The 24,117-nt window shown below is 40.9% G+C and carries 13 protein-coding genes; 5 read left to right on the forward strand and 8 right to left on the reverse strand.

From position 1 onward, the window contains the following. Positions 1 to 34: 34 nt before the first annotated feature. Both K1X56_05620 and K1X56_05625 read left to right on the forward strand, forming a co-directional pair. On the forward strand, positions 35 to 3,589 hold the full coding sequence (locus tag K1X56_05620) for a gliding motility-associated C-terminal domain-containing protein (protein MBX7094180.1): 3,555 nt from the start codon (positions 35 to 37) through the stop codon (positions 3,587 to 3,589). Between the two features lie 100 nt (positions 3,590 to 3,689). Next, a complete protein-coding gene (locus K1X56_05625; GenBank protein MBX7094181.1) occupies positions 3,690 to 6,551 on the forward strand; it encodes a glycosyl hydrolase in 2,862 nt (953 codons plus the stop codon). A gap of 2 nt (positions 6,552 to 6,553) precedes the next feature. Here K1X56_05625 and K1X56_05630 read toward each other — a convergent pair whose 3' ends face one another. The 7 genes from K1X56_05630 to K1X56_05660 all read right to left on the reverse strand — a co-directional run bounded on the left by K1X56_05630 (position 6,554) and on the right by K1X56_05660 (position 16,995). After that, positions 6,554 to 7,528 (reverse strand): polyprenyl synthetase family protein, encoded by a 975-nt coding sequence (locus K1X56_05630; protein MBX7094182.1) that lies wholly within the window; start codon positions 7,526 to 7,528, stop codon positions 6,554 to 6,556. Between the two features lie 65 nt (positions 7,529 to 7,593). After that, positions 7,594 to 9,207 (reverse strand): hypothetical protein, encoded by a 1,614-nt coding sequence (locus K1X56_05635; protein MBX7094183.1) that lies wholly within the window; start codon positions 9,205 to 9,207, stop codon positions 7,594 to 7,596. Beyond that, the gene (gene rlmN, locus K1X56_05640; protein MBX7094184.1) at positions 9,207 to 10,265 is read right to left on the reverse strand and encodes a 23S rRNA (adenine(2503)-C(2))-methyltransferase RlmN; all 1,059 of its coding nucleotides are present in this window, start codon (positions 10,263 to 10,265) and stop codon (positions 9,207 to 9,209) included. Before rlmN ends, K1X56_05635 begins: the two co-directional genes overlap by 1 nt. Before the next feature lie 91 nt (positions 10,266 to 10,356). Continuing rightward, the gene (locus K1X56_05645) at positions 10,357 to 13,863 is read right to left on the reverse strand and encodes an efflux RND transporter permease subunit (protein ID MBX7094185.1); all 3,507 of its coding nucleotides are present in this window, start codon (positions 13,861 to 13,863) and stop codon (positions 10,357 to 10,359) included. Positions 13,864 to 13,884: 21 nt separating this feature from the next. Then, positions 13,885 to 14,961, reverse strand: coding sequence for an efflux RND transporter periplasmic adaptor subunit (locus tag K1X56_05650; GenBank protein MBX7094186.1), 1,077 nt, complete (start codon positions 14,959 to 14,961; stop codon positions 13,885 to 13,887). Positions 14,962 to 14,983: 22 nt separating this feature from the next. Continuing rightward, on the reverse strand, positions 14,984 to 16,336 hold the full coding sequence (locus K1X56_05655) for a TolC family protein (protein MBX7094187.1): 1,353 nt from the start codon (positions 16,334 to 16,336) through the stop codon (positions 14,984 to 14,986). After that, positions 16,336 to 16,995, reverse strand: a complete 660-nt coding sequence (locus K1X56_05660) for a TetR/AcrR family transcriptional regulator (protein MBX7094188.1) — start codon at positions 16,993 to 16,995, stop codon at positions 16,336 to 16,338. The genes K1X56_05655 and K1X56_05660 overlap by 1 nt, the downstream gene beginning before the upstream one ends. Positions 16,996 to 17,230: 235 nt before the next feature. Between K1X56_05660 and asnS the strand changes: the two genes are divergently transcribed. The 3 genes from asnS to K1X56_05675 all read left to right on the forward strand — a co-directional run bounded on the left by asnS (position 17,231) and on the right by K1X56_05675 (position 20,813). After that, positions 17,231 to 18,664 (forward strand): asparagine--tRNA ligase, encoded by a 1,434-nt coding sequence (asnS, locus tag K1X56_05665; GenBank protein ID MBX7094189.1) that lies wholly within the window; start codon positions 17,231 to 17,233, stop codon positions 18,662 to 18,664. A 62-nt stretch (positions 18,665 to 18,726) separates the two neighbouring features. Further along, positions 18,727 to 20,184, forward strand: a complete 1,458-nt coding sequence (gene rpoN / locus K1X56_05670; protein MBX7094190.1) for an RNA polymerase factor sigma-54 — start codon at positions 18,727 to 18,729, stop codon at positions 20,182 to 20,184. A gap of 2 nt (positions 20,185 to 20,186) precedes the next feature. Next, the gene (locus K1X56_05675; GenBank protein ID MBX7094191.1) at positions 20,187 to 20,813 is read left to right on the forward strand and encodes a hypothetical protein; all 627 of its coding nucleotides are present in this window, start codon (positions 20,187 to 20,189) and stop codon (positions 20,811 to 20,813) included. A gap of 2 nt (positions 20,814 to 20,815) precedes the next feature. Here the strand turns inward: K1X56_05675 and K1X56_05680 are convergent, their stop codons facing one another. After that, a complete protein-coding gene (locus tag K1X56_05680) occupies positions 20,816 to 24,112 on the reverse strand; it encodes a CHAT domain-containing protein (protein ID MBX7094192.1) in 3,297 nt (1,098 codons plus the stop codon). Between the last annotated feature and the right edge of the window lie 5 nt (positions 24,113 to 24,117).

Genomic DNA, 24,117 nt, shown 5'->3' on the forward strand with positions numbered 1-24,117 from the left:
TTAAACCGAACCTAAAAAAGAAAGGAAGGTCGTCATGAAATCATCTCTCCTCCATTTCATTGCGCGATTTTTTGGATTAGTTGCTTTTTTACTTGTAACAAAAGCGGCTTATTCTTCACACGCACAGAGTGCCGACATCACATATACCTGTGTTGGCGGAAACACGTACAACGTACGTTTATCCTTCTACCGCGACTGCGCCGGGGTTGCTGCTCCAAATACAGTGACCATCAATATTGCGTCGGCCAGTTGTAATGAAAATTTTAATATCACCATGAACCGTATTGCAAACACCGGAAATGATGTTACACCCATTTGTCCGGGTATTACCACAAATTGCGATGGCGGATCGTATCCCGGTGTTCAGGAATGGATCTATGAAGGACCCGTAACCTTACCTGCACAATGCACCGATTGGGTTTTAAGCTTCACATTGTGCTGTAGAAACAATGCCATCTCTACCATTAATAATCCGGGTGGAGAAAATATTTATGTTGAAGCGCATTTGGATAATGCACAGTTTCCCTGCAACAATTCGGCACAATTTTCCAATAAGCCGGTTCCTTTTATTTGTGTGAATCAAACCTATTGCTTCAATCACGGAGCAGTGGATCCCGACGGAGATTCATTGGTGTATGAATTGGTTCCTCCTGCAACAGGACCCGGAACTAACGTGACTTATTTTGCGGGCTATTCTGCCAATCAACCTTTATTAAGTATTCCCGGAGTTACCATTAATCAGCAAACCGGAGATATATGCATGACACCAAGCATGCTTGAAGTAACCGTAATGGCGGTAAAAGTTTCTGAATTCAGAAATGGTGAATTTGTGGGAAGTGTGGTGCGCGATATTCAGGTACGTGTTATTGCATGTTCAAATTCAAATCCATCAGTAAGCGGAATAAATGGAAGTAATAATTACAGCACCAGCATTTGTGCAGGAAACACACTTACATTTAATGTACAAGCATCAGATCCGGATGCAGGTCAACTGTTAACACTTACCTGGAACAATGCCATACCGGGTGCAACATTTACCAGCGCAACAGGAACAAATCCGGTAGGAACATTTACATGGACTCCCACCGCAAATCAGATTTCAACCAATCCATATTGCTTCACCGTAAGTGTAAGCGATGATAATTGTCCCTTGAACGGATCTCAAACCTATTCGTTCTGCATTACCGTAAATGGATTTACACTTACCACCAATAGTACAAATGCCAATTGCGGCGCATCGAATGGTACAGTGAGTGCAAGTGTGAGTGGTACGGTTGGACAAGTAAATTATGTTTGGTCGAGTGGACAAAATACGCCAAATGTAAATGGACTATCTGCCGGAAACTATACTGTTACAGTAAGCGATGGAAGTGGTTGCGCTATTTCTTCTACTGCAGTAGTTGGCCAGGGCGCTGTGCCGGGAAATATTCAAATGCAATCGACCAATGTGAGTTGCTTTGGAGGCAATGATGGAACAGCAACAGTAAATGTAAATGGCGGTCAGCAACCTTACACCTATTTATGGTCGAACGGAGCAACGAGCACCAGCATTAATAATTTGTCGGCTGGAAATTATTCCGTAACCGTAACCACGGCCAATGGATGTACAACTACCGGAACAATAAGCATTACTCAACCCAATGCACCACTCAACATCACCTTAAGTGCAACAGCAGTTTCATGCAATGGCGGAAATAACGGAACAGCAACCGTTGTTGCAACAGGTGGAACTTCTCCTTATAACTATCAATGGAGTAATCAATCGGCCAACGCAAGCATCAATTCATTAACTGCAGGAAATTATTCGGTAACTGTAATGGATGCAGGAGGATGTACACAAACAGCCAACATCAATGTAGATCAACCACAAGCCATCAGTTTAATTCAAAGTAATACAACACCTGTTTCCTGCTTCGGCGGAAATAACGGAAGTGCCTCGGTAAGTATCAGTGGTGGAACAAGTCCATATTCGTATCAATGGAACAACGGGGTAAATTCACTCGGTGCAAATGCCAATAATCTTACAGCCGGAAATTATACGGTAACTGTTACGGATGGAAATAATTGTCAGCAGTCCTTCAACCTCGCCGTAACACAACCACAACCCCTCACCGCAACAATTGGAAATTCCTCCAATGTAAGTTGCAACGGTTCCAACGATGGTAGCGCAACATCAATGGCAAATGGCGGAACTGCTCCGTATGTTTATCAATGGAACACCGTACCTGCACAAAACACACCAGGCGCTGCAGGATTAGCAATGGGATCTTATACTGTAATGGTAACCGATGCACATAACTGTACAGCAAGTGCCAGCGTAAACATTTCACAACCAACACCTCTTACACTAACTTCTGCGGGATCAGCAACAATTTGTCCTGGTATAGTTACCACCATCAGCGCCAATGCAAATGGTGGAAGCGGAAATTATTTGTATCACTGGAACAATGGTAACAACACCGCATCTTCGCAACAGGTTTCTCCAACGGCAACAACAACCTACTCCGTGTATGCAACAGATGCTAACGGTTGTATTTCTCCAACGGAAAATATTACCATTACGGTGAACGATATTAATATGATCAGTTTTGGAATTACGTTAACACCTTCCATTTGCGAAGGACAAGCCGCTGTTGTTCTTGCAGAAATTGCAGGTGGAATCGGAAACTATTCCATTACCTGGAATAACGGATTACCGGCAAGTGTTGGTCCGCACACGATTTATCCAACCAACTCCGGATACTACACTGCCACCATTACTGATATTTGTAATAACCAACGTACCGAATCGGCATGGATTGATGTACATCCATTACCACAGGTGCAGTTAACGCCACAAAATGCAGATGAATGTGGAGAAGCAAGTTTAACCTTGTTCAATGATTTCTCCAATGATCCTGGATCGGATTACAATTGGAATTTCGGAGATGGGGCGACTTCTTCACAGGAAGTTCCAACACATATCTATCATCAAAGCGGAACGTATGTAGTAACGCTTACCGTAACCAATACGTTCTCTTGTGTAAATTCCGACAGCACCGCTGTAGTCATTAATGTTCGTCCACGTTCTACAGCAGAATTTTCGATGAACGATAATGATATTTCCATCTTCGATCCGGAAGCGCAATTCATCAATAACAGTGTACAGGCAAGTACTGCACATTGGGATTTTGGAGATGGAAGCAGTTCCAGTCTTTATTCTCCTAACCACACGTATGCCACCACAGGAACATACACCGTAACATTAATTGCGAATAACAATTTCAACTGTCCCGATACCATTTCTCACATTCTCATTGTGAGTCCCGAATTCACCTACTACGTCCCCAACGCATTTACACCCGATGGCGACGGAAGAAACGATGTGTTTTTCGGAAAAGGGGAGAACATCGATGAATTTGAAATGCTCATTTTCAATCGCTGGGGAGAGTTAGTGTTCAGCACGCAAAGCAAGGACGCAGCATGGGATGGAACATACAGAGGAAGCGAAGAGCCCAAACAAGATGTGTACGTGTACAAAATAAAAATTAAAGACAGCGTAAAAGGTGATTATCACTTTTATGAGGGACACGTTGCCATTGTGAAGTAAGCAAGAGGACCAACCATAAGAAGAGGAGTGGCCGGTAACAGAGCAATCTTTATCGGTCACTTTTTATTTAGAATTACTATTTTTAGCTAATTCCATTTTTATGCGCCAACTCACCTACCTCTTTCTGTTTCTTTCTGTGTCGACCATTGCACAAACTAAAAAAGGAAACACTAATGCATTATTCACTCCGGCTTCCGAACGGGAACAAGCCATGAAACAACATCTGGAAATGGAAAAAAATTCCCTTTTCGATGGAATAGCATTCAGAAGTGTTGGTCCCTCCATTATGAGCGGACGCGTAGTAGATATCGAAGTAGATCCTTCGGATGCCACTCACTTTTTTGTTGCCTATGCTACCGGGGGATTATGGGAAACCAAAAACAACGGAACATCTTTCGAATGTTTGAGTGATAAAAACTGGATGTTTGGAATTGGAGATATTGCCATCGATTGGAAAAGCGGAAGAATTTATTTGGGAACAGGCGAAAACAATTCCTCACGCTCCTCTTATTCCGGAACGGGTTTATATATTAGCGATGATCACGGAAAAACATGGAATTATTCCGGTTTAAATGAGAGTCACCATATCGGCCGTATTCTTCTTCACCCGGGTGATGCCAATACAATTTGGGTTTCGGTACTTGGACATTTATTTACTCCGAATAAAGAACGCGGCGTTTACAAATCGACCGACGGAGGGAAAAGCTGGAAGCAAACTTTGTTTATCGACGAGAACACCGGCGTGATTGACATGGCGGTAAATCCGCAAAACCCGAATGAACTTTATGCCAGCGCATGGCATCGTGAACGCAGGGCCTGGAATTTTGTTGAATCGGGTGCCAGCAGCGGGATTTACAAAAGTAGCGATGGCGGAGAAAACTGGAAAAAAATCACCAATGAAGGAAGTGGATTTCCCACAGGCGAAGGAGTAGGAAGAATTGGAATTTCCATTTGCAAATCGAAACCCGAAACCATTTATGCGCTACTCGATAACCAGGCACATCGTGTTACCGATAAAAAAGAAGTGGACAAAGAAAAATTGAGCAAGGATGAATTAAAAAAAATGTCAAAAGACGAATTCCTTTTGCTCAATGATAAAAAAATTAACACGTTTTTGCGGGAAAACGGATTTCCAAAATCAATAACGGTTGAGCTGGTAAAAGAAAAAATAAAAAAGAATGAAATTGCTCCTTCTGCACTGGCCGAATACCTGGAAGATGCGAATTCACTATTGTTCGACACACCGGTAATTGGAGCAGAAATTTACAGGTCGGACGACGGAGGAAAAAGCTGGAGAAAAACGCACAATGGATATATTGATGATCTGGTGTATACCTATGGTTATTATTTCGGACAAATTCTTGCGGATGAAAAAAATCCCGATAAGTTTTATGTTGCGGCGTTTGTCATTATCACTTCCGAAGACGGAGGAAAAACATTAAAAAGTATAAACCGCGACAATGTGCATGTAGACCATCACGCCATTTGGAGTGACCCGAACAAAGCGGGCCATCTCATTAACGGAAACGATGGCGGAATTAACATCAGTTACGATAACGGAGAACACTGGATAAAATGCAATCAGCCTTCGGTGGGTCAATTTTATACCGTAAATGTGGATATGGACAAACCCTATAACATTTATGGCGGATTGCAGGACAATGGTGTATGGACCGCTTCATCGCAACATTATGAAAATGTATCCTGGCATCAGGAAGGTGTTTATGGATGGAAAAACATTATGGGAGGAGATGGAATGCAGGTGATGATTGATCCACGCGACAACAACACCGTATATACGGGATACCAATACGGAAATTATTTTCGCATCAATAAAACAAGCGGAGAAAGTTTTTACATGACACCCAAACACCAATTGGGAGAGCGTCCTCTACGCTGGAACTGGCAAGCTCCAATCTGGTTATCGGAACATTCTGCAGACGTGGTATACATGGGCGCCAATAAAATGTATCGTTCGCTTAAACAAGGAGAAGATTTTGTGTGCATATCGCCCGATTTAACCAAAGGCGGAAAACCCGGTGATGTTGCATTCGGAACGATTACTGCCATTCATGAATCGCCTTTAAAATTTGGATTGCTCTATGCAGGAACCGACGATGGAAATATTTGGGTAAGTAAAGATGCCGGTACCAATTGGAAAAATATCAGCTCAACATTACCTGCCGATTTTAATATTCGAAAAATTCAGGCATCGCGATTTAAAGAAGGAAGAGTTTATGTTTGCTTAAACGGTCACACCCGCGATTTATTTGCCAGCATGATTTATGTTTCGGAGGATTACGGAACAAGCTGGAAAAAAATCGGAAATAATTTACCGGCTGAACCCATTAATGTAATTAAGGAAGATGTAGAAAATGAAAATTTAATTTTTGTCGGCAGCGACCACGGATTGTATGCAAGTCTCGACCGGGGAGAACAATTTTATTTAATGACAAACGGCCTTCCAAAAGTTCCCGTCCACGATTTGGTCATTCACCCCCGCGATCACGACATCATCATTGCCACACATGGAAGATCCGTTTATGTTGCATCCATTGAAGAATTACAATCTGCCAACATCGAAATTTTAGCTTCTGCTCTACATGTATTTCCTGCAGAAAAAATTCGTTTCAGCAAACGTTGGGGAAGTAAATCTTCGTATTGGGATGAAGCCTGGAAACCTTCCACCACTCTACGTTGCTGGGTAAAAGAAAAAGGGAAATACACGTTGAATGTCCAAACAGAAAATGGTACTTCGTTGTTTACTCAGGAACTGGAATTAGAAAAAGGATTCAACGCCATTCCTTATTCCTTAGAATGTAATCTGAAGGATCTCGATGAAAAATTATTCTTTACAGGCGAAAATAAACAACGCTATCTGACTGCAGGAAAATATATACTTCAGCTAAAAAGCAATTCGGCAGAATCGAAAACCGAACTGGAAATTGAAGAGAAAAAATAAACTTATTTTTCGCGGTTAACCGTATATAAAACCAAACCCTCTAATGCTCTTCTCGATTCAGAATCGGGGAGAGTGTTTAATGCATTCAGGGCTTTGTCCTTGTACTCATTCATGCGTTGTGTTGCATATTGCACGCCTTTGCTCTGCAAAACAAAATCGATCACCTCAGCAACTTTACGTGGATTTTCATTGTGGTTTTTTACAATGTTTATCATATCACGACGTTGCGATTTTTCGGCATTGTTTAAAGCATAGATCAGAGGAAGCGTCATTTTCTTTTCTTTGATATCGATTCCGGTTGGTTTACCGATATTATCTCCACTACCAAAATCAAAAATATCATCCTTAATCTGAAAAGCCATTCCTACGTCTTCACCAAATTGTTTCATCAATGCCACGGTAGACTCATCCGCACCCGAAGCGGCGGCTCCGCAGGCACAACAGGCGGCAACCAGACTGGCGGTTTTCTGGCGAATGATTTCGTAATAAATATCTTCGGTAATATTCAGTTTTCTTGCTTTCTCAATTTGCAGCAATTCGCCCTCACTCATTTCACGAACGGCATCCGAAACAAGTTGCAGCAAACGAAACTGCCCCTGATCAATCGATAACAACAATCCTTTCGATAATAAATAGTCGCCCACTAAAACGGCGATTTTATTTTTCCATAAAGCATTCAGCGAAAAGAAACCGCGACGTTCATTCGAATCGTCCACCACATCATCGTGCACCAATGTAGCCGTATGCAAAAGTTCAATTAACGAAGCGGCTGTATAAGCCGGATCTTTCATTCCGCCACAAGCTTTTGCGGAAAGAAAAACAAACATCGGCCGCATCTGTTTCCCTTTGCGGCGAACAATGTAGTGCGTGATTTTATCGAGTAGAACCGTACGGCTTTTCATGGCTTCCCTGAAACGGATTTCAAACTCATCCATCTCAGCAGCAATCGGTGCCTGTATGTCTTTAATACTCATCATCGGGACACGAATATACGAAGGGGAATCATCGGATTTGCAAAAAATGAAAATTCCTGTTCAAGCCTTTATTTCGGTATGGTAATGCTTCCGAATTTATACATGGAACCTTTCTGACTAAAAATCACCAGGTGATCCGGAGAGCTCTGGAAATGAAGCTTGGGACGCAGCACCATTTGTACATCTTTCTGCGCAAATAAAGGAGCATAGTGCACCTGACCATCATTACTAAGCGCAACAAAAACAGCAACGCTTTTAGAAGGGCGCGTCATGATATACGGCTCCTCCCCGCTTTTCCGAAGGGCTGGCGTATTGCGCGGATTATCGTTAAACAAAAGATAAACTCCACGTTCATTGGAGGCAATGGCATAAGAAGAATAATACCCGCCATCGTTCGACGACATCTGACGTTTCGGTATTTTTCTCGCCCATTCAATTTCACCATCCTTACTCACACGAACAATGATGATGTCGTTATAATAATACTGATAATTATAATTGGAACGATTGTAAGGAGAATAACCCCATGGTCCGTAAGTAGGACCGTAAAACCCTCCGTACATGTAAGGATCGTTATAATTATAACTGATTTGCATGTAATACTGTTCAGCAACCAGAATTGCGCTGCCGTCTTGCTGAACAATAAGATGATCGAAATAAAAATCTGACAATTCCTTTCCTTTTTTTATTTTCTTTTCCGGAATAAATTCCATCATAAAACTTTTTTCGAAAGGTTTAAGATTCGATTGCACCACCTTGCGGGTGATAGGATCCATGCGCAAATAAAACGTTCCTGCAATGGAATAACTGGCGGAGTTGCTGTAAAATCCGGCAATAACCAAACTACCATCCGGACCCATATCAAACGTAAGAGCAGAAATATATTTTTCACCGAGTGATATTTCGAATTCCTTGAGTCGGTTTTCGTTGGGATAAAATGAAAGCAGGTTGTACGAATGATTTACAAATGAATTCGAGTTGTTTTCACCTTTATTCCGTTCATAGTTCAACGCCGTGATCATATGTACATTTCCATTCTGATCAATCAGATGGTGACTCACCTTAAAACTTCTTTCCTTATACGGAAGCTCCAACTCGCGGCTCCAAATTAAATCCATGGAAGGATTCAGAACTTTGTAAGAAAATTTTTCATTGGCATATTTTTCGAAGGGATGATTATGTAAAACCAGCAATGATTTTCCGTTATACGACTCAACCAACGTAAATTCACCACCACGATTCATGTCCAGTTCATCAATCAACTTCAATTCCCCTACCGAATCTTTCTCCATAAAAATTTCTGCCGCATACAATCTTCCGTTTCTGCCTAGCTTAATGTATCCCTCAAAAAAAATCCAGAGACGATTATCAATCACCATTAAATCAGAAAACAAAACACCAGATGAAGAAACAGCTTTCATTTTCCATTCAAAAATTTCCATCCGGTGATTCAGATTCATGTTGCTCTGCGAAAAACGTTCGATAATTAAATCGGGTACGCCTTGCTTTTTGGAGGTGTTCTCTTTGTATACAAACACCGAAAGGGAATCGCTTAACATCCCTGCAATGCGGGTACGTTTTTCAAATTTGTAATCGGAACCCCAATTCACGGAAGGTTGAATCTGGGCAATAGAAATAAGGCTGTATAAAAAAAAGAATGATGCTATGTAAATGCCTTTCATCACTTGAGGGCAGCTTTGTTTTTATTGGCTAATTGTCCGCAAGCCGCATCAATATCTTTTCCGCGGGAGCGGCGTACATTTACTATGATGTTTTTCGATTCCAGGTAACGCGCAAAAGCATCCACTTTACTTGCATCCGCCTGTTGGTATTCGCCATCGTCGATGGGATTATATTCAATGATGTTTACCTTACAGGGAACATGTTTACAAAATTCTGCCAGTTCGCGGGCGTCCTGTATCTCGTCATTAAAATTTTTAAAAATGATGTATTCGAACGTGACCCTGGTTCCCGTTTTAGAATAAAAATACGTCAAGGCCTCTGCTAATGATTCAAGCGAATTCTGCTCATTAATGGGCATGATCTTATTCCGCTTTTCATCATTGGCAGCATGCAGCGATAAAGCAAGATTAAACTTTACCCCGTCATCTGCCAGCTTCATGATCATTTTTGCAATTCCCGCCGTAGAAACTGTAATGCGCTGGGGCGACATTCCGAGTCCTTCCGGCGAACAAATAAATTCGACCGACTGCAGTGTGTTTTTATAATTCAACAAGGGTTCTCCCATGCCCATGTAAACGATATTGGACAAAGGAATTCCATAGGTATTTTCTGCTTCATGACGTAATGTAACCACCTGGTCGAAGATTTCGGAGGCATCCAGATTACGCATGCGCTTTAATTTTCCGGTGGCGCAGAATGCACAGGTTAAGGAACAACCCACTTGCGAAGAGATACACGCCGTCATACGATTTGTAGTTGGAATTAAAACCCCTTCTACCACATTGCCATCATATAAGGTGAAAGCACATTTTATCGTTTTGTCGGAACTCACTTGTCGGTCGGCCAGCGAAATATTTCTGATTTCGAATTCCGCTTTTAATTTCTCCCGTAACTCTTTCGAAAGATTGGTCATGGAATCGAAATCATGTGTAGCTTTTTTCCACAACCATTCATACACCTGCTTCGCACGAAACGATTTCTCACCCATTGCTTCGAAACGGGATTTTAACTCTTCGAACGAAAGAGATCGAATATCTGTTTTGGTGCTTACATTCATAGTACAAAGATACACTATTCCCTACTCAAAAGAAAAGTCCCTGCTGCATTATACAACAGGGACTTCCCCTAAACCAAACGAAAGCCTTCCATCAATAGGTTTTCAATAATTTCCATTTTGTTCTCTTGTAAATTTTCACCTTGGTGCGGTAGAAAAGCAAGAAGACAATAGGAACAATTACAAGCGTTAAGAACGTAGCAAAAGAAAGACCGAAAATTACGGTCCAGCTTAAAGGACCAAAGAACATCACATTATCGCCGCCAATAAAGAATTGCGGGTTGTATTCTGAATACAGCGTAACGAAATTGATATTGATTCCCATCGCCAGAGGAATTAATCCCAATAAGGTGGTAATGGCAGTTAATAATACAGGACGCAACCTTGTTCCTCCTGCTTCGGCAATGGCTTTGATGACTTCATCCATTGGCAGATTTTCATCTTCCGGCGTTTTCAACTCTTCTCTCCGGCGGTTAATTAACAACACGGTGTAATCGATTAACACAATCGCATTGTTTACTACTACCCCTGCAAGCGAAATAATACCAATCATGGTCATAATAATTACGAAATCCATTTGGAAAATCACCAGACCAAGAAGTACTCCAATTAAACTCAGAATTACGGAGGTCATGATAATCGCCGGGGAACTGATGGAGTTAAATTGCGCCACAATAATGAGGAACACCAGGAACACTGCAATTAAAAGTGCATTCGACAAGAAGGCCATTTCTTTTGCCTGATCTTCTTGCTGACCGGTAAATTTCCAGCTAACATTATTTCCGACTTTATACCCTTTTAGTTTTTCTTTCAGATTATTTACCACTTCATTCGGATTAAAGCCTTCCGAAACATTCGAGAAAACCGTAACAACCTTATCGAGGTTTTTATGTTTTACCGAAGAGTAACTCGATTTTTTAACCGGATCTTTAATTACGGTACGGATAGGAATTTGAACAAGTTGTCCACTCAACATATCCCTGAATGTAATTTTCTGATCAAGTAATGCATCGAGATGGTGACGTTCTGCATCGTTGTAACGAAGATTGATATCATAATCTTCATCACCAATTTTATAGGTGGAAATATCCTTACCAAAAAGTGCAGTACGAATGGCCATGGCAATTTGTGCAGTACTTAAATCCATTCTTCGCGCAATTTCACGATCCACTTCAATTGGCAATTCAGGTTTACCGGTTTCAACATCAAGTTTTAACTCATCGACACCTTCAACTTTTTGACCAGCAAGAAAATCTTTCATTTTTTCTGCTTCAACAATCAATGAATCGTAATCATCACCTACTAGCTCAATATTGATTGGTGGTTGTTGTGGTGGACCCGCCGCATCTTTACCTACTACAATACGTACATCAGCCGGAAATCTTCCATCAAGGGCTTTATCCATTTCCTTCATAATGTCGGACGTTTTATGTCCTTTTCTATAAGGCGCTTCTGCAAATGAAATGGTAATCCTTGCCTTATTAGGTGTATTCCCCATGGCAGGACCCTCCATAGGATCGGAAGTCCCCTCACCAACTTGTGCAATCATAGATGAAACTAAACGGAAGGTATCCTTCACCACAGTGTCTCCCAATTGTTTATCGGAAACCATGTATACATCTTTATACTTCGACAAAGTAGAATCGAGAATTGCTTCCGCTTGTAGTGTAATTTCATTGGTGCGAGAAATATCTGTTCCCACCGGCATTTCAATAAACACATTTACATAGGCGGGTTCGTTTTCGGGGAAGAATAACACTTTAGGTGTAAATAATCCAACCATAAAGAACGACACAAACAACATCGCTACGGTGCTAAAGAAAATCAAGCGTGGACGTTTAACAAGTGCCATCAAAAGGAAGTTTTTATAAAAACGCTCCAGGGCAGGTAATAATTTATTCTGCATTAAATCCGTTGCGGGATCCAACAAGAAATGATTCAGCAATACCATCACCGCATAGGTGAATAATAAATTACCGAGTGTAAGTTTTCCTGCTATTGCCAACAGAAGTCCCAAACCAAAAGTGATGGCCACATTGCGCATTTGCTTGGTGAAATTCGGACGAGTTTCTTCTGTCTTCATCAACATAATAGCAAGCGCAGGATTCACGACTAATGCAACAAACAATGAAGAACTTAATACAATCATTAATGTGATGGGCAGGTACTGCATAAATTCTCCCATGAGTCCGGGCCACATTGCCAATGGAATGAATGCTGCTACAGTTGTTGCCGTAGAAGAAATAATCGGCAAAGCAATCTCACCGACACCATATTTCACAGCATCGTACATTTTATAGCCCTCTCCGGAGAGACGATAAATATTTTCGATTACAACAATACCGTTATCCACCAGCATTCCCAATGCCAATACCAGTGAAAACAAAACCATGATGTTGAGTGTAATTCCCATTACACTTAAAATCAGGAAGGATAAAAACATGGATAAAGGAATAGCAACACCCACAAATATCGCAGAGCGCAAACCAAGGAACAATTGAAGAACCAGCACCACCAGAATTACTCCGAAAATAATACTGTTCTCCAGATTCGAAACCTGATCCCGCGTTTTAAAACTCTGATCATTCGTATAAGTAATGGATACATCCGAAGGAATTCGTCCCAATGCTTTTGCATCACTCACTGTTCTGAAAATTTTATCACTCGCATCAAGCAAATTGGTTCCCGAACGTTTAATCACGTCAAGCATAACCACCGGTTGACGGTTCTGACGTGCATAGGAACTGGTGTCCTCATCGCCGAAACTTACTTTCGCTACATCGCGCAAACGGATAATATTAAAGTGATCGCGTTTTACAATGATGTTGCGAATTTGTTCAAGGTTTCCGAATTCACCTTCAATACGTACATTTCGTGCAACTCCACCCATTTTTACTTCACCGGCCGACATCGTCATGTTCTCGGATGAAATGGCTTGTTCAATATCGCCGAAGCTCACCATTCGCGATTCTGCTTCATATTTATCGATCTCTACACGTACTTCCTTTTTCTGAACACCACGGATTTCAACTTTAGAAATCTCATCGATTTTTTCAATTTCTTCTTCGAGGTATTCGCCAATTTCATTCAACTCATCCACCGAATAATTTCCGGACAAGTTGATATTCATAATCGGGAATTCAGAAAAATTCATTTCAAACACATTCGGTTCAGCAGGTAGATCAGTTGGAAAATCCTTATCACCACGTGCTTTATCTACAGCGTCTTTTACTTTGCGTAATCCCTGTTCCGGAGTAACATCAAAATTGAATTCTACAATGGTTGTTGAATAACCGAAAATACAGGTTGATTTAATTTTATCTACACCCGTAATGGTATTTAATTCCTTTTCAATTTTACGGGTGATTTTATCTTCAATCACTTTCGGTCCCGCACCCGGATAAGCTACTCCAACATAAATTGTTGGAATATTCATTTCCGGAAATGCTTCTTTAGGCATACCCACATAAGCGCTTAATCCTGCAAAAACAATCATTACCGTAATGAGTAATACAGTTTTTACATTATCAATGGCCCAATTGGTAATGCCGAAACTCTTGAGGAGAAATCTCTCCTTTTCTTCTGGTTGTTGGCTTGACATATTCTAGTTTTTTTGGACCAATTATTTTTTAATTTTTACTTCCATTCCCTGCTTCACACCGCGTGCTCCTTCTACCACCACTTTATCACCATCCGCAACACGATCACGGGCTGTTTCTAAGGGATAAATAACCGTTCTGAAATCATCGGATGGACCTGTTTCAACATCTACCTTTTTTACGATGTTTTTCTTGTCCTCATTGCGTACTACATAAACATAGTTAACACCGGCCGACGATTGCAACACAGACCCTGTAGGAACTGTAATAACACTGTCGATCACTTCGTGTTTAATACGTAAAACAGTGACCATATTCGGCAACAACATTTCATTGTTGTTATCTACGTCAACCTGAATTTTAAACGTACGGTTGCTGGGATTAATGAATTTACCGGTACGAACAATGGGTGCATTTTTTATTACGGTGTCGATAGAACGAATGTAAACGTCCACCAATTTATTTTTACTGACCGATTTCAAATAGGATTCCATTACATCCGCTTCGATGTGAACCTTGTTCAAATTAATTAAACGAATAACCGCCATGCCGGGAGCAGCCATTTCTCCAACTTTCGGAAAAATATCATCCACAACTCCGTCAAATGGAGCCGTAATAACACTCATGCTACGTTGTGCTTCCAGTGTTTGTAAGGTTTGCTCCAAACGTTCTTTATTGTTTTTCGCTTGTTGGTATTGCAACTCGGAACCAATGTTTTGATCATGCAGATTTTTCTGCTTTTCAAAAACAAAATTGGCGAGCTCTAAACTTTTCTTTACTTCTTCGATGTTTTTTGAAATCACATCGGAGTCGAGAATGACTAAAGTTTGACCGGCACCAACTTTCTGTCCCTTTTCTACTACAATCTGACGGATGAGTCCGCCGGTTTCTGCAGTAACGTTGGCAATTTTATCGGCCTGTACAGTACCTTGAATTTCGATGTAATGCTGAAAATCGCCGTGCGCAGCGGTTTCGGTGGTAACAATCGGGAGATTATTTGCAAGACTATCTTTCTTATCTCCTTCTTGTTTTTCTTCTTTTGTGCCGCAGGACTGCAATGCTGTTGTTGCAATTAGGGCTGCAATAAAAATGCGTTTCATTTTTCTTCTGGTTATGGGTTGGTTATTTGGTCGTGCTTGGTTGTGTTTTAGAGTTGATCTTATCGAGACCAACTTTTGCGCTTAATAAATTAAACAGCGCCGAAATATAATTTGCCTGCTGAGTGAGGTATTGGTTTTGAGCAGTGGTTAGCTCCATACTTGATGCAAGTCCCTGCTTATATTTTATCAGCGTTTTATTCTGAATGCTTTCTGCAAGCGCAAGTGATTCTTTCTGTAATTTAAATGCATCTAATGATGTTACATATTCTGTTCTTGCGAGGTAGGATTGTATTTTTAATGCCTGATCGATTTCCTGCAAATTGATTTCCGATTTTTCCATTTCAATACGGGTCTGTGCAACTTTAGCATTGCGCATTCCGGAGCTGAAAATGGGAATCTGCATTTGAACACCCCAAAAAGTGGCTGGATACCATGGTTTATCCTTGAAAAAATCGAAGTCGTTACGGAAAGCCTGGTACTGGTGTGTAAAAAATGCATTTAATGAAGGATAATACTTCATTTTTTCATTTTGCATATTGAGTTCGTTCAACTTCACCTGGGTGGCCAGCATTTGATAATCGACATTTCCCGACGGATCAAATCCTTCTAATGAAATCTGCTCTAATCCCACCGAACCGATGATTGCGTCGGTGTTCTCTCCAATAACCAATTCCTGTTCTAAAGGCATCCCCATTTGCAACTTCAAACTCATGATGGATGCATCCTTCATCAATTTGGCGCGCGATAATGCATTTTTAAGATTGGTAACCGTAAGTTGAATCTGATCCACATCTTGCGATTCAGTTAAACCGTTCTGAAAAACTGCTTTGGTTTCATTCAGCAATTTTTCCATCAGCGCAACTGTATTTTCTAATGTCTTTACATTTTCATCTGCTACAACAGCCGTGTAATAGGCTTTTGAAATTTCTGCCTGTGCTTCACGTTGTGTGCGCTCCACATTTAAACGAGAAAGATTGGCCAGATTCTTGGTGGCTTGTAATCCCACTAAATAAGAACCGTCGAAAAGCAATTGCGATGCTGTTACAGATCCGGTGACATTATAATCTGTACCGAATTTTAATCCGATTAACTGATCGGCAGGTGCTGAGGGATTGAATGCATTGGCGGGGACAACCGTTGTAGGAAGATTCAGGTAATTCATGAACTGACCACTCGCATTGATTTGCGGTAATCCGATGGCAAGAACTTCGCGAACTTTCTTTTCCGATTTTTCCATGTCGGCCTGACTCATCTTTACAGAATAATTGTTTTTCATTCCGTAATCGAGCGCATCTTTTAAAGTCATGCTTTGTTGTCCGTATGCCGACAATGCAAATACACAACTCAGGGTCAGAATAAATTTGCTGGGTTTCATTAGTGGGAGAGCTTTATGATTTGGTCGTTTTTGAGTTTCTGTTTTAATAATTCAATTCCTTTTTCATTGGCAATTCCGTGAATATGATAGGTCATCATTTCGCGAAACACATCACCAAAGTGAAATAAAGAAGGAGGGAATAATTCACCGTCGAATACAATATCAATTCTTGAAATATGAATGCGGGTCATGATTTCCGGATTGAGGTCTTTCCGGTAATATCCCTCCCGAATTCCTCGTTTGAGATTTGCCAGTACGGTGCGGTATGCGGTGTTCTTTTTGTAATTGCTGAACACTTCCCATGCCTCCGGATAATATTTTTCAAGATCGAAGTGAATAGAAGGATGCACGGCACTCACCTTTTCACCAATGTGATGTGTAATGCGCAATAACTCCTCAATGGCAGAATCACTTTCAGCAGCAAATTTTTCCACCATTTCATGATCCGAGTCGCACTCAAATTGCAGGACTTTCGTAACGAGATCTGCTTTATCGGTAACATACTTATAAAGCGTCTTTTTCGAAATCTTCAATTCGCGCGAAACATCGTCCATTGTCATGCTCTTAATTCCATAACGCATAAAAATGCGCAGAACCTGTTCAAGCATTTCTTTGTCCATTTTTTCCATCATCTCTGTTCTGTTTTTTATTCCGGCCACAAATGTATAAACACAGAAACATAAGAAACAAATTTTATGTGTAAATGTTTCCAGTGTTTTTTCGGTTTCCTACAAAATCCTGTTTATCAACGTTTTAATATATATGAATTTTACAGTATATTCTTTAGACGAAGAAGTCGGGGCAATATTTTAAGGTTCCGGCACATTTTTACAAAACAAGTAGAAAAGCCTGAGGGAGAATTTTCGTTTTTTTGCAGTCCAAATACATTCAACCGTGAAAAGAACCAAAATCAAGGACCTGCTTCAAATGGAGCCGGGCAATCAGGAAGTTGTTGCTAAGGGATGGGTTAAAACCTTCCGTAACAATCAGTTTTTATCGCTTAATGATGGTTCTACCTTGAATAATATTCAAGCCGTTATTGATTTTGAAAATACTCCGGAGTCGGAATTAAAGCGGTTAACCACCGGTGCTGCTGTTTCGGTTAAAGGGATGTTGATTGCTTCACAGGGTAAGGGTCAAAAAGTAGAATTAAAAGTTTCTTCTTTTGAAATTCTTGGTGATAGTGATGCAGAAAAATTTCCGCTTCAACCTAAAAAACATTCGCTCGAATTTCTCCGTGAAATTGCACACCTGCGTTTTCGCACCAATACCTTTAGTGCAGTATTCCGTGTTCGTCACGCTTTAGCATTCGCCATTCACAAATTTTTTAATGATAAAGGATTTGTCTATTTGCACACTCCGGTGATAACAGCTTCCGATGCAGAAGGTGCCGGAGAAATGTTTCGTATTTCTACCCTGGATCCAAAAAATCCGCCACTCACCGAAAACGGTGATATCGATTTTACGCAGGATTTTTTCGGTCGACAAGCCAACCTCACAGTATCGGGTCAACTCGAAGCTGAACTCGGGGCCATGGCTTTAAGTGAGGTGTATACCTTCGGACCCACCTTCCGTGCAGAAAATTCCAACACCACGCGTCACCTCGCCGAATTCTGGATGATTGAACCTGAAGTTGCATTCAATGATTTAAACGATAACATGGACTTAGCAGAAGACCTGCTGAAATATGTGATTCGCTATGCGATGGAACATTGTGCCGAAGACCTTGAGTTTTTGCGTACGCGTTTGCTGGAAGAAGAAAAACAAAAACCACAGAACGAACGTTCGGAAATGGACCTGGTACAAAAACTGAATTTCTGTCTCGAAAACAATTTCGAACGACTCACCTACACCGAGGCGATTCAGATTTTGATGGATAGTCCGAATAACAAAAAGAAAAAATTCCAGTATCCCGTAAGCGGATGGGGAACCGATTTGCAGAGTGAACACGAACGTTACCTGGTAGAAAAACATTTTAAAAAACCGGTTATACTCACCGATTATCCCAAACACATCAAGGCCTTTTATATGCGCATGAATGAGGATGGAAAAACGGTTCGTGCCATGGATATTTTATTCCCGGGTATTGGAGAAATTGTTGGTGGATCACAACGTGAAGAGCGTCTTTCTATACTGGAAGAACGCATGAAAGAAATGCATATTCCCACCGAAGAAATGTATTGGTACCTCGATACCCGCCGGTTCGGAACTGTTCCGCATGCAGGATTTGGATTGGGATTTGAACGTTTGGTATTGTTTGTAACGGGAATGACGAATATTCGCGATGTAATACCTTTTCCCCGTACACCCAAGAACTGCGAGTTTTAATCTTAAATTTTCTACTGATGATTTTCATCTTTCTTATGGGATGAATTCATTATATTTACATCATGCTCAAGCAGTCCTTACAACAAAAACTCCTACAAAAGCTATCTCCGCAACAGATTCAGCTCATGAAATTGTTGCAGGTACCAACCGCTGAGCTGGAGCAACGGATTAAGGAAGAAGTCGAAATCAATCCCGCTCTGGAAGAAGGGGCATCGGATGATGAGAAGGAGCGTGATGATGATTTTTCTGAAAACGATGAATACGGTGATGATGATGAAAGCAGAAATGATTTCGACATCAACGATTATCTCGACGACGATATGCCCTCGTATAAAACACAGGCCAACAATCGCGGTGCGGATGACGATGACGATAAGTTCATGCCCATTTCATCCGGAGATTCCTTTCAGGAAGTATTGATCAGCCAGGTAAGCTTGCGTCTGCTTAACGAAAAGCAAAAACAAATTGCGACTTATATTATTGGTAATCTCGACGACTCCGGTTATTTGCGTCGCGAAACCGAAAACATTGTGGATGATTTAGCCTTTTCCTTAAATATTTCCTCCACACAAGAAGAAGTAGAAAAAATATTAGCCGTAATTCAGGAATTAGATCCTCCGGGTATTGGAGCACGCACATTGCAGGAATGTTTATTGTTGCAATTGCACAGAAAGGAAATCGACAGTCTCGCCGTTGAAAATGCCATTGATATTTTACACGAATGTTTCGATGAATTTACGCGCAAGCATTACGATAAGATTCAGAAAAAACTGAATCTCGATGACGAACAACTGAAAGCCGCCATTGATGAAATCATTCACCTGAATCCGAAACCTGGAAATTCCGCCAAAGATTCTTCAAAAGGAAATGTACAAGCCATCATTCCCGATTTTCTTTTGAATGAAGAAAACGGAAAACTTGAACTGACATTAAACTCGCGCAATGCTCCGCAACTTCGCATATCGAAAGATTACGAAGAAATGCTGCGTGCCTATGCCGAAAATAAAAACGATAAAAAGAATAAAGACGCCGTTCAATTTGTACGCCAACGCATCGACGCCGCCAAATGGTTTATCGATGCGATTCGTCAACGCCAGCAAACCCTGTTAATGGTCATGAATGCCATTATGGAATACCAGAAAGAATATTTTCTGAGTGGCGACGAAACACAATTGCGTCCCATGATTCTGAAAGACATTGCCGATATGGTGGGCATGGATATTTCTACGGTATCACGTGTGGCCAACAGTAAATATGTGCAAACGCATTTTGGTACTTTTCTTTTAAAAACATTCTTCAGCGAATCCCTGAGCACCGATTCCGGTGAAGAGGTTTCGACCCGTGAAGTGAAAAAAATTCTGGAAGAAAGCATCGGTGGAGAAAACAAAAGAAAACCACTTACCGACGATGAACTGGCGGCCTTACTCAAAGAAAAAGGATACAACATTGCACGCAGAACAGTGGCTAAATACAGAGAGCAATTGAATATTCCCGTTGCACGACTAAGGAAAGAACTATAACCATGTCGCGCCCCTACGCTCTTGCCATTTCTATTTTATTTCATCCGGTGTTTATGCCGATTATTGCATTGTTTCTGATTTTTACTTCAGATTCCTACCTCAGCAATAACACCTCCGATGAAGCAAAAAACATTTTATATCTCTTTGTTTTTATTCTCACCATTGTGATGCCGGGATTAAGCACTTTTATTTTGGTGAGAAATAAAATGGTATCGCACATTACGCTGCCGCTGCAAAAAGACAGAACCGCTCCTTATGCGATTACTATTTTTTATTATATTCTTCTCTATTACCTATTGCGAAAAATTCCCAATATTCCCGGTCCCATGCTCAGCGTGGTGTTGGGATCCATTGCAATGTTGCTGATTATTTTGGTAATTAATCCGCGTTTTCAAATCAGCGCACACATGGCCGGCATAGCGGGATTGTGCGGAATTTACATCGGACTCTCCACCTCAGATATAATACTCGGCGATCTGTTCATCACCTGCCTTTTAATTATTGCTGCAGGATTTGTAGGAACAGCACGATTAAGCTTAGGCGCGCATCGTCCCTCCGAAATATATTCCGGCGCTCTCCTCGGATTTCTCTGCGAGTACCTGGTGATTCGGTATCACCTGTTTTTATAAAATCATTCCAGCAAGACAAAGGCGGACCAGTAATACGGATCGTATTTTAAACGCATTTTCTTTTGGGTGACATCAAATGCTTTCCGGATATCGTTAGAACGGATTAACTGCGTGTAGAACTCCGACATAAATTCTGCAGTTTCTTTATCGGGCACCTGCCATAAACTCATCAATAAAAATTGCGCTCCGGCCATTTTAAAGGCGCGTTGCAAACCAAAAACACCTTCGCTGGTCTTTATGTCGCCCAGCGCTGTTTCGCAGGCAGAAAGCACCACTAATTTGGTTTTACGTAAATCGAGATTAGAAACTTCGAGCGCGGTTAAAACTCCATCCTCACCTTCGGCGAATGGATCTCTGCTCCACACATCATTTGCTCCGGCCAAAACAATTCCGCTGCGCATTAAGGGATTTTTATTGCTCACAAAACTTAATCCGGCGTAAGAAGATTGTCCACGAAAAACAATGGTTGAATCGATTTCAATCGCGCTTTCAATCACCTCTTTTTTTACAAGATCCGGATCGGGATAGAAAAATCCGTGAGTAGAAATATGAATAAATGAAGAATTGGAAATATTTAACTTCAGGTTTTCTTCCGTTGCTTCTTTCGAGGAAAAATAGAGATAATTGCGTTTGTTCTTTTTTAATACAGCAGCAATATCCGCTGTTTCTTTTTGCGTGCCCGGAAGATATTTCCAGATTTCATGCTCTTTATCGTTGGCATTAAACTCTACCCCTCCTACAATAAACATACTTTCATGCTGATCATATTCAGGTAGTGTGCGGTTCACCAATTTTCCGGAACTGCTCAATTGATGCATTTGATAGAGGTCGCACAAATACACGTTTTGCGATTGAGCAATGGATGAAAACGAAACCTTATGCAATAATCCGCTGGGCGAATAATAAATCTTTTTAACCCCCTTTAACGATTTCTCCAATGGTCGCCAGATTTTATCATACAACTCCGTTTTCGTTTCATTTCGTTTTCCGTAAACGGAATTGACGTAGTTTAAATTGTTTCCGGGATATACCCCAAGAATGGACTTTAAATCATCTTCTGTACATAATGAAATTAACTCCGGATGAATGCTCTCGGGACGAATCAGCAAGGCCACATAAATGGTTTCGCGATTTTTATCGATCGATTTTTTAAAGTGAACAAACTCAATGGCACATTCTCCTTTTTTGAGGGTGGACCGAACCTGTTTCCAGTCGAGCTTTCTGAGTTTTTCCACGTCCTCAAAGGAACCGGATTGTTTAATCAGATTTCGCTCAAGTTCTTCTGCCCTTGCTTCCATCTCTTTTGTTTCATTCCCCTTTGCCGATGCAGCTGCAATTTTTGTTTTCAATTCCACCAACTGGTTGTAGTATCGGATTAGACTTGTATCCGACCCGTTAAGAATGGTCTGCCGTAAATAAGTACTCGATTTTAAGGACAATCCTTTCGACGTTATCACCATGTTGTACATGGTGTCGGTAAGCAAAGGATATTTTTGGTGATAACGCGTAGTGAAATCGTAATACAGATTATATTCCTTTTCGAGCGACATAAAAAATTCTTCACGCTCCTTTTCCGATAAGGTAAAATAACTTGTCTCCAATTCTTTATTCAAGGTATTCCGGATTATCGATAAATAATAGAGCGACGAATCCAGCTTTTCGCTTCGCACAAAACCACTGTATAAAGCTCTTGCTGCAAAGCGGGTTTTCTCGGGTGAACCAATTCCCCGTGTTGCATTCATCGATAAGCGTCCATATTCCAAAGCACGTGTCAAACTATCCATTTCAATATAATTCGAGGCGATGTTACCATAATTGGTAATGGTGTTGGGAGTAAATCCTAAATCCAGATATACGTGCAATGCCCGCAAATTATAATCAATGCTTTTTTGATATTCGTGATTGTTATAATACACATTGGCCAAATTGGAAAGGTTGTTTGCTTCATTTCCTTTAAATCCCAATTTCCGGCATAGCACCAAAGCCTGATTGTAATAGTTTTCTGCCTGATCAAAATTATCCAGTAAAAAATAAGCATTGCCGATATTCCCCAACACATACACTTCCGATTCTTCACTCTTCGCTGCCCGGGCATAGGTTAATGCCTTTAATTGATATTCGAGTGCTTTATTATAATTTCCGTTTCCCTGATAAACCAATCCGATATTGGTAAGACTACTGCTGATGTCTTTCGTTTTTTCGAGTTGCTCGTTTAGTTTTAAGGACATCAAATGATACTCGAGCGCAAGCGGAGCATTACCGAGGTATTGATAATCTAAACCCAGATTTCCCAATGGACTCGCCTGACCGGGAAGATTATTTAATTCCTTTTGGATAGCCAGGGCCTGCAAATTATATTTCACGGCAAGTGTATAATTTCCCATCATATTCATCACGATGGCCATGTTCCCTAAATTATTGGCAATACCAATGCGGTTATTGATCGATTCACTCAGTTGAAGCGCCTGTTCCGTAAACTGACGGCACAATTCAAGATTTCCAAGTTTGCGGTGAATGATACCGAGATTCCCTAAGTGACGTAATTGACCCGAAACATTATTGATGGAGCGATCCATCTCCAATGCCTTTTCATACGTTTGAATGGCCTTCTGAAAATCGCCCAGGCCATCTTCTGCCAAACCAATATTTCCGATTAAAATAGCACTGCGACTAATATCATTTCTTTTGGTAGCAAGCACTAATCCTTCTTCGAACGATGCTTTGGCCAATGAATCTTTTTCAAAATCGAGATAGGCTAATCCAAGGGCATTGCATTGAAAAATAATTCCGACCTCATCATTAATTTCTTTACAAACAGCGAGTGCCAGTTTAAAATTTACAATGGCCTCTGCATATTTTCCCAATGAACGATTTAAATGTCCTTTATCAGCCAAAACACGGGAACGCGTTTTTTTACAGATAAAAGAGCTGCAATCATTCAACAAGTCCAGCGCCTGATTATAGTTTTGAAATGCATTTTCTGTCTGGAAAACGCTAGCATACAAATAACCTCTGCGATACACCGCACGCGCCATTCCGATTTTCCATTTCGACTTCTGTGCAATTTCAAAAGCACGGTTAGAGCAATAGAGCGCCGTATCGGGCATGCTCCGGGTCAATTGATTGCATAAATCGATATACGCATTTACGGCCAGCGTATCATTGGCGAACGATGGTTTTTTCAGGTTGGAATAATCCTTTACGATAGAAAATAAGGAATCGGTATACTGACTTTGTCCCTTACTACCTGAAAAAATAATAAGGAAGAAAATGGATAAAATAAATCGATAATTCATCATATAAA

The sequence above is a fragment of the Flavobacteriales bacterium genome (assembly GCA_019694795.1).
Classification (GTDB): Bacteria; Bacteroidota; Bacteroidia; order Flavobacteriales_D; family UBA2798; genus UBA2798.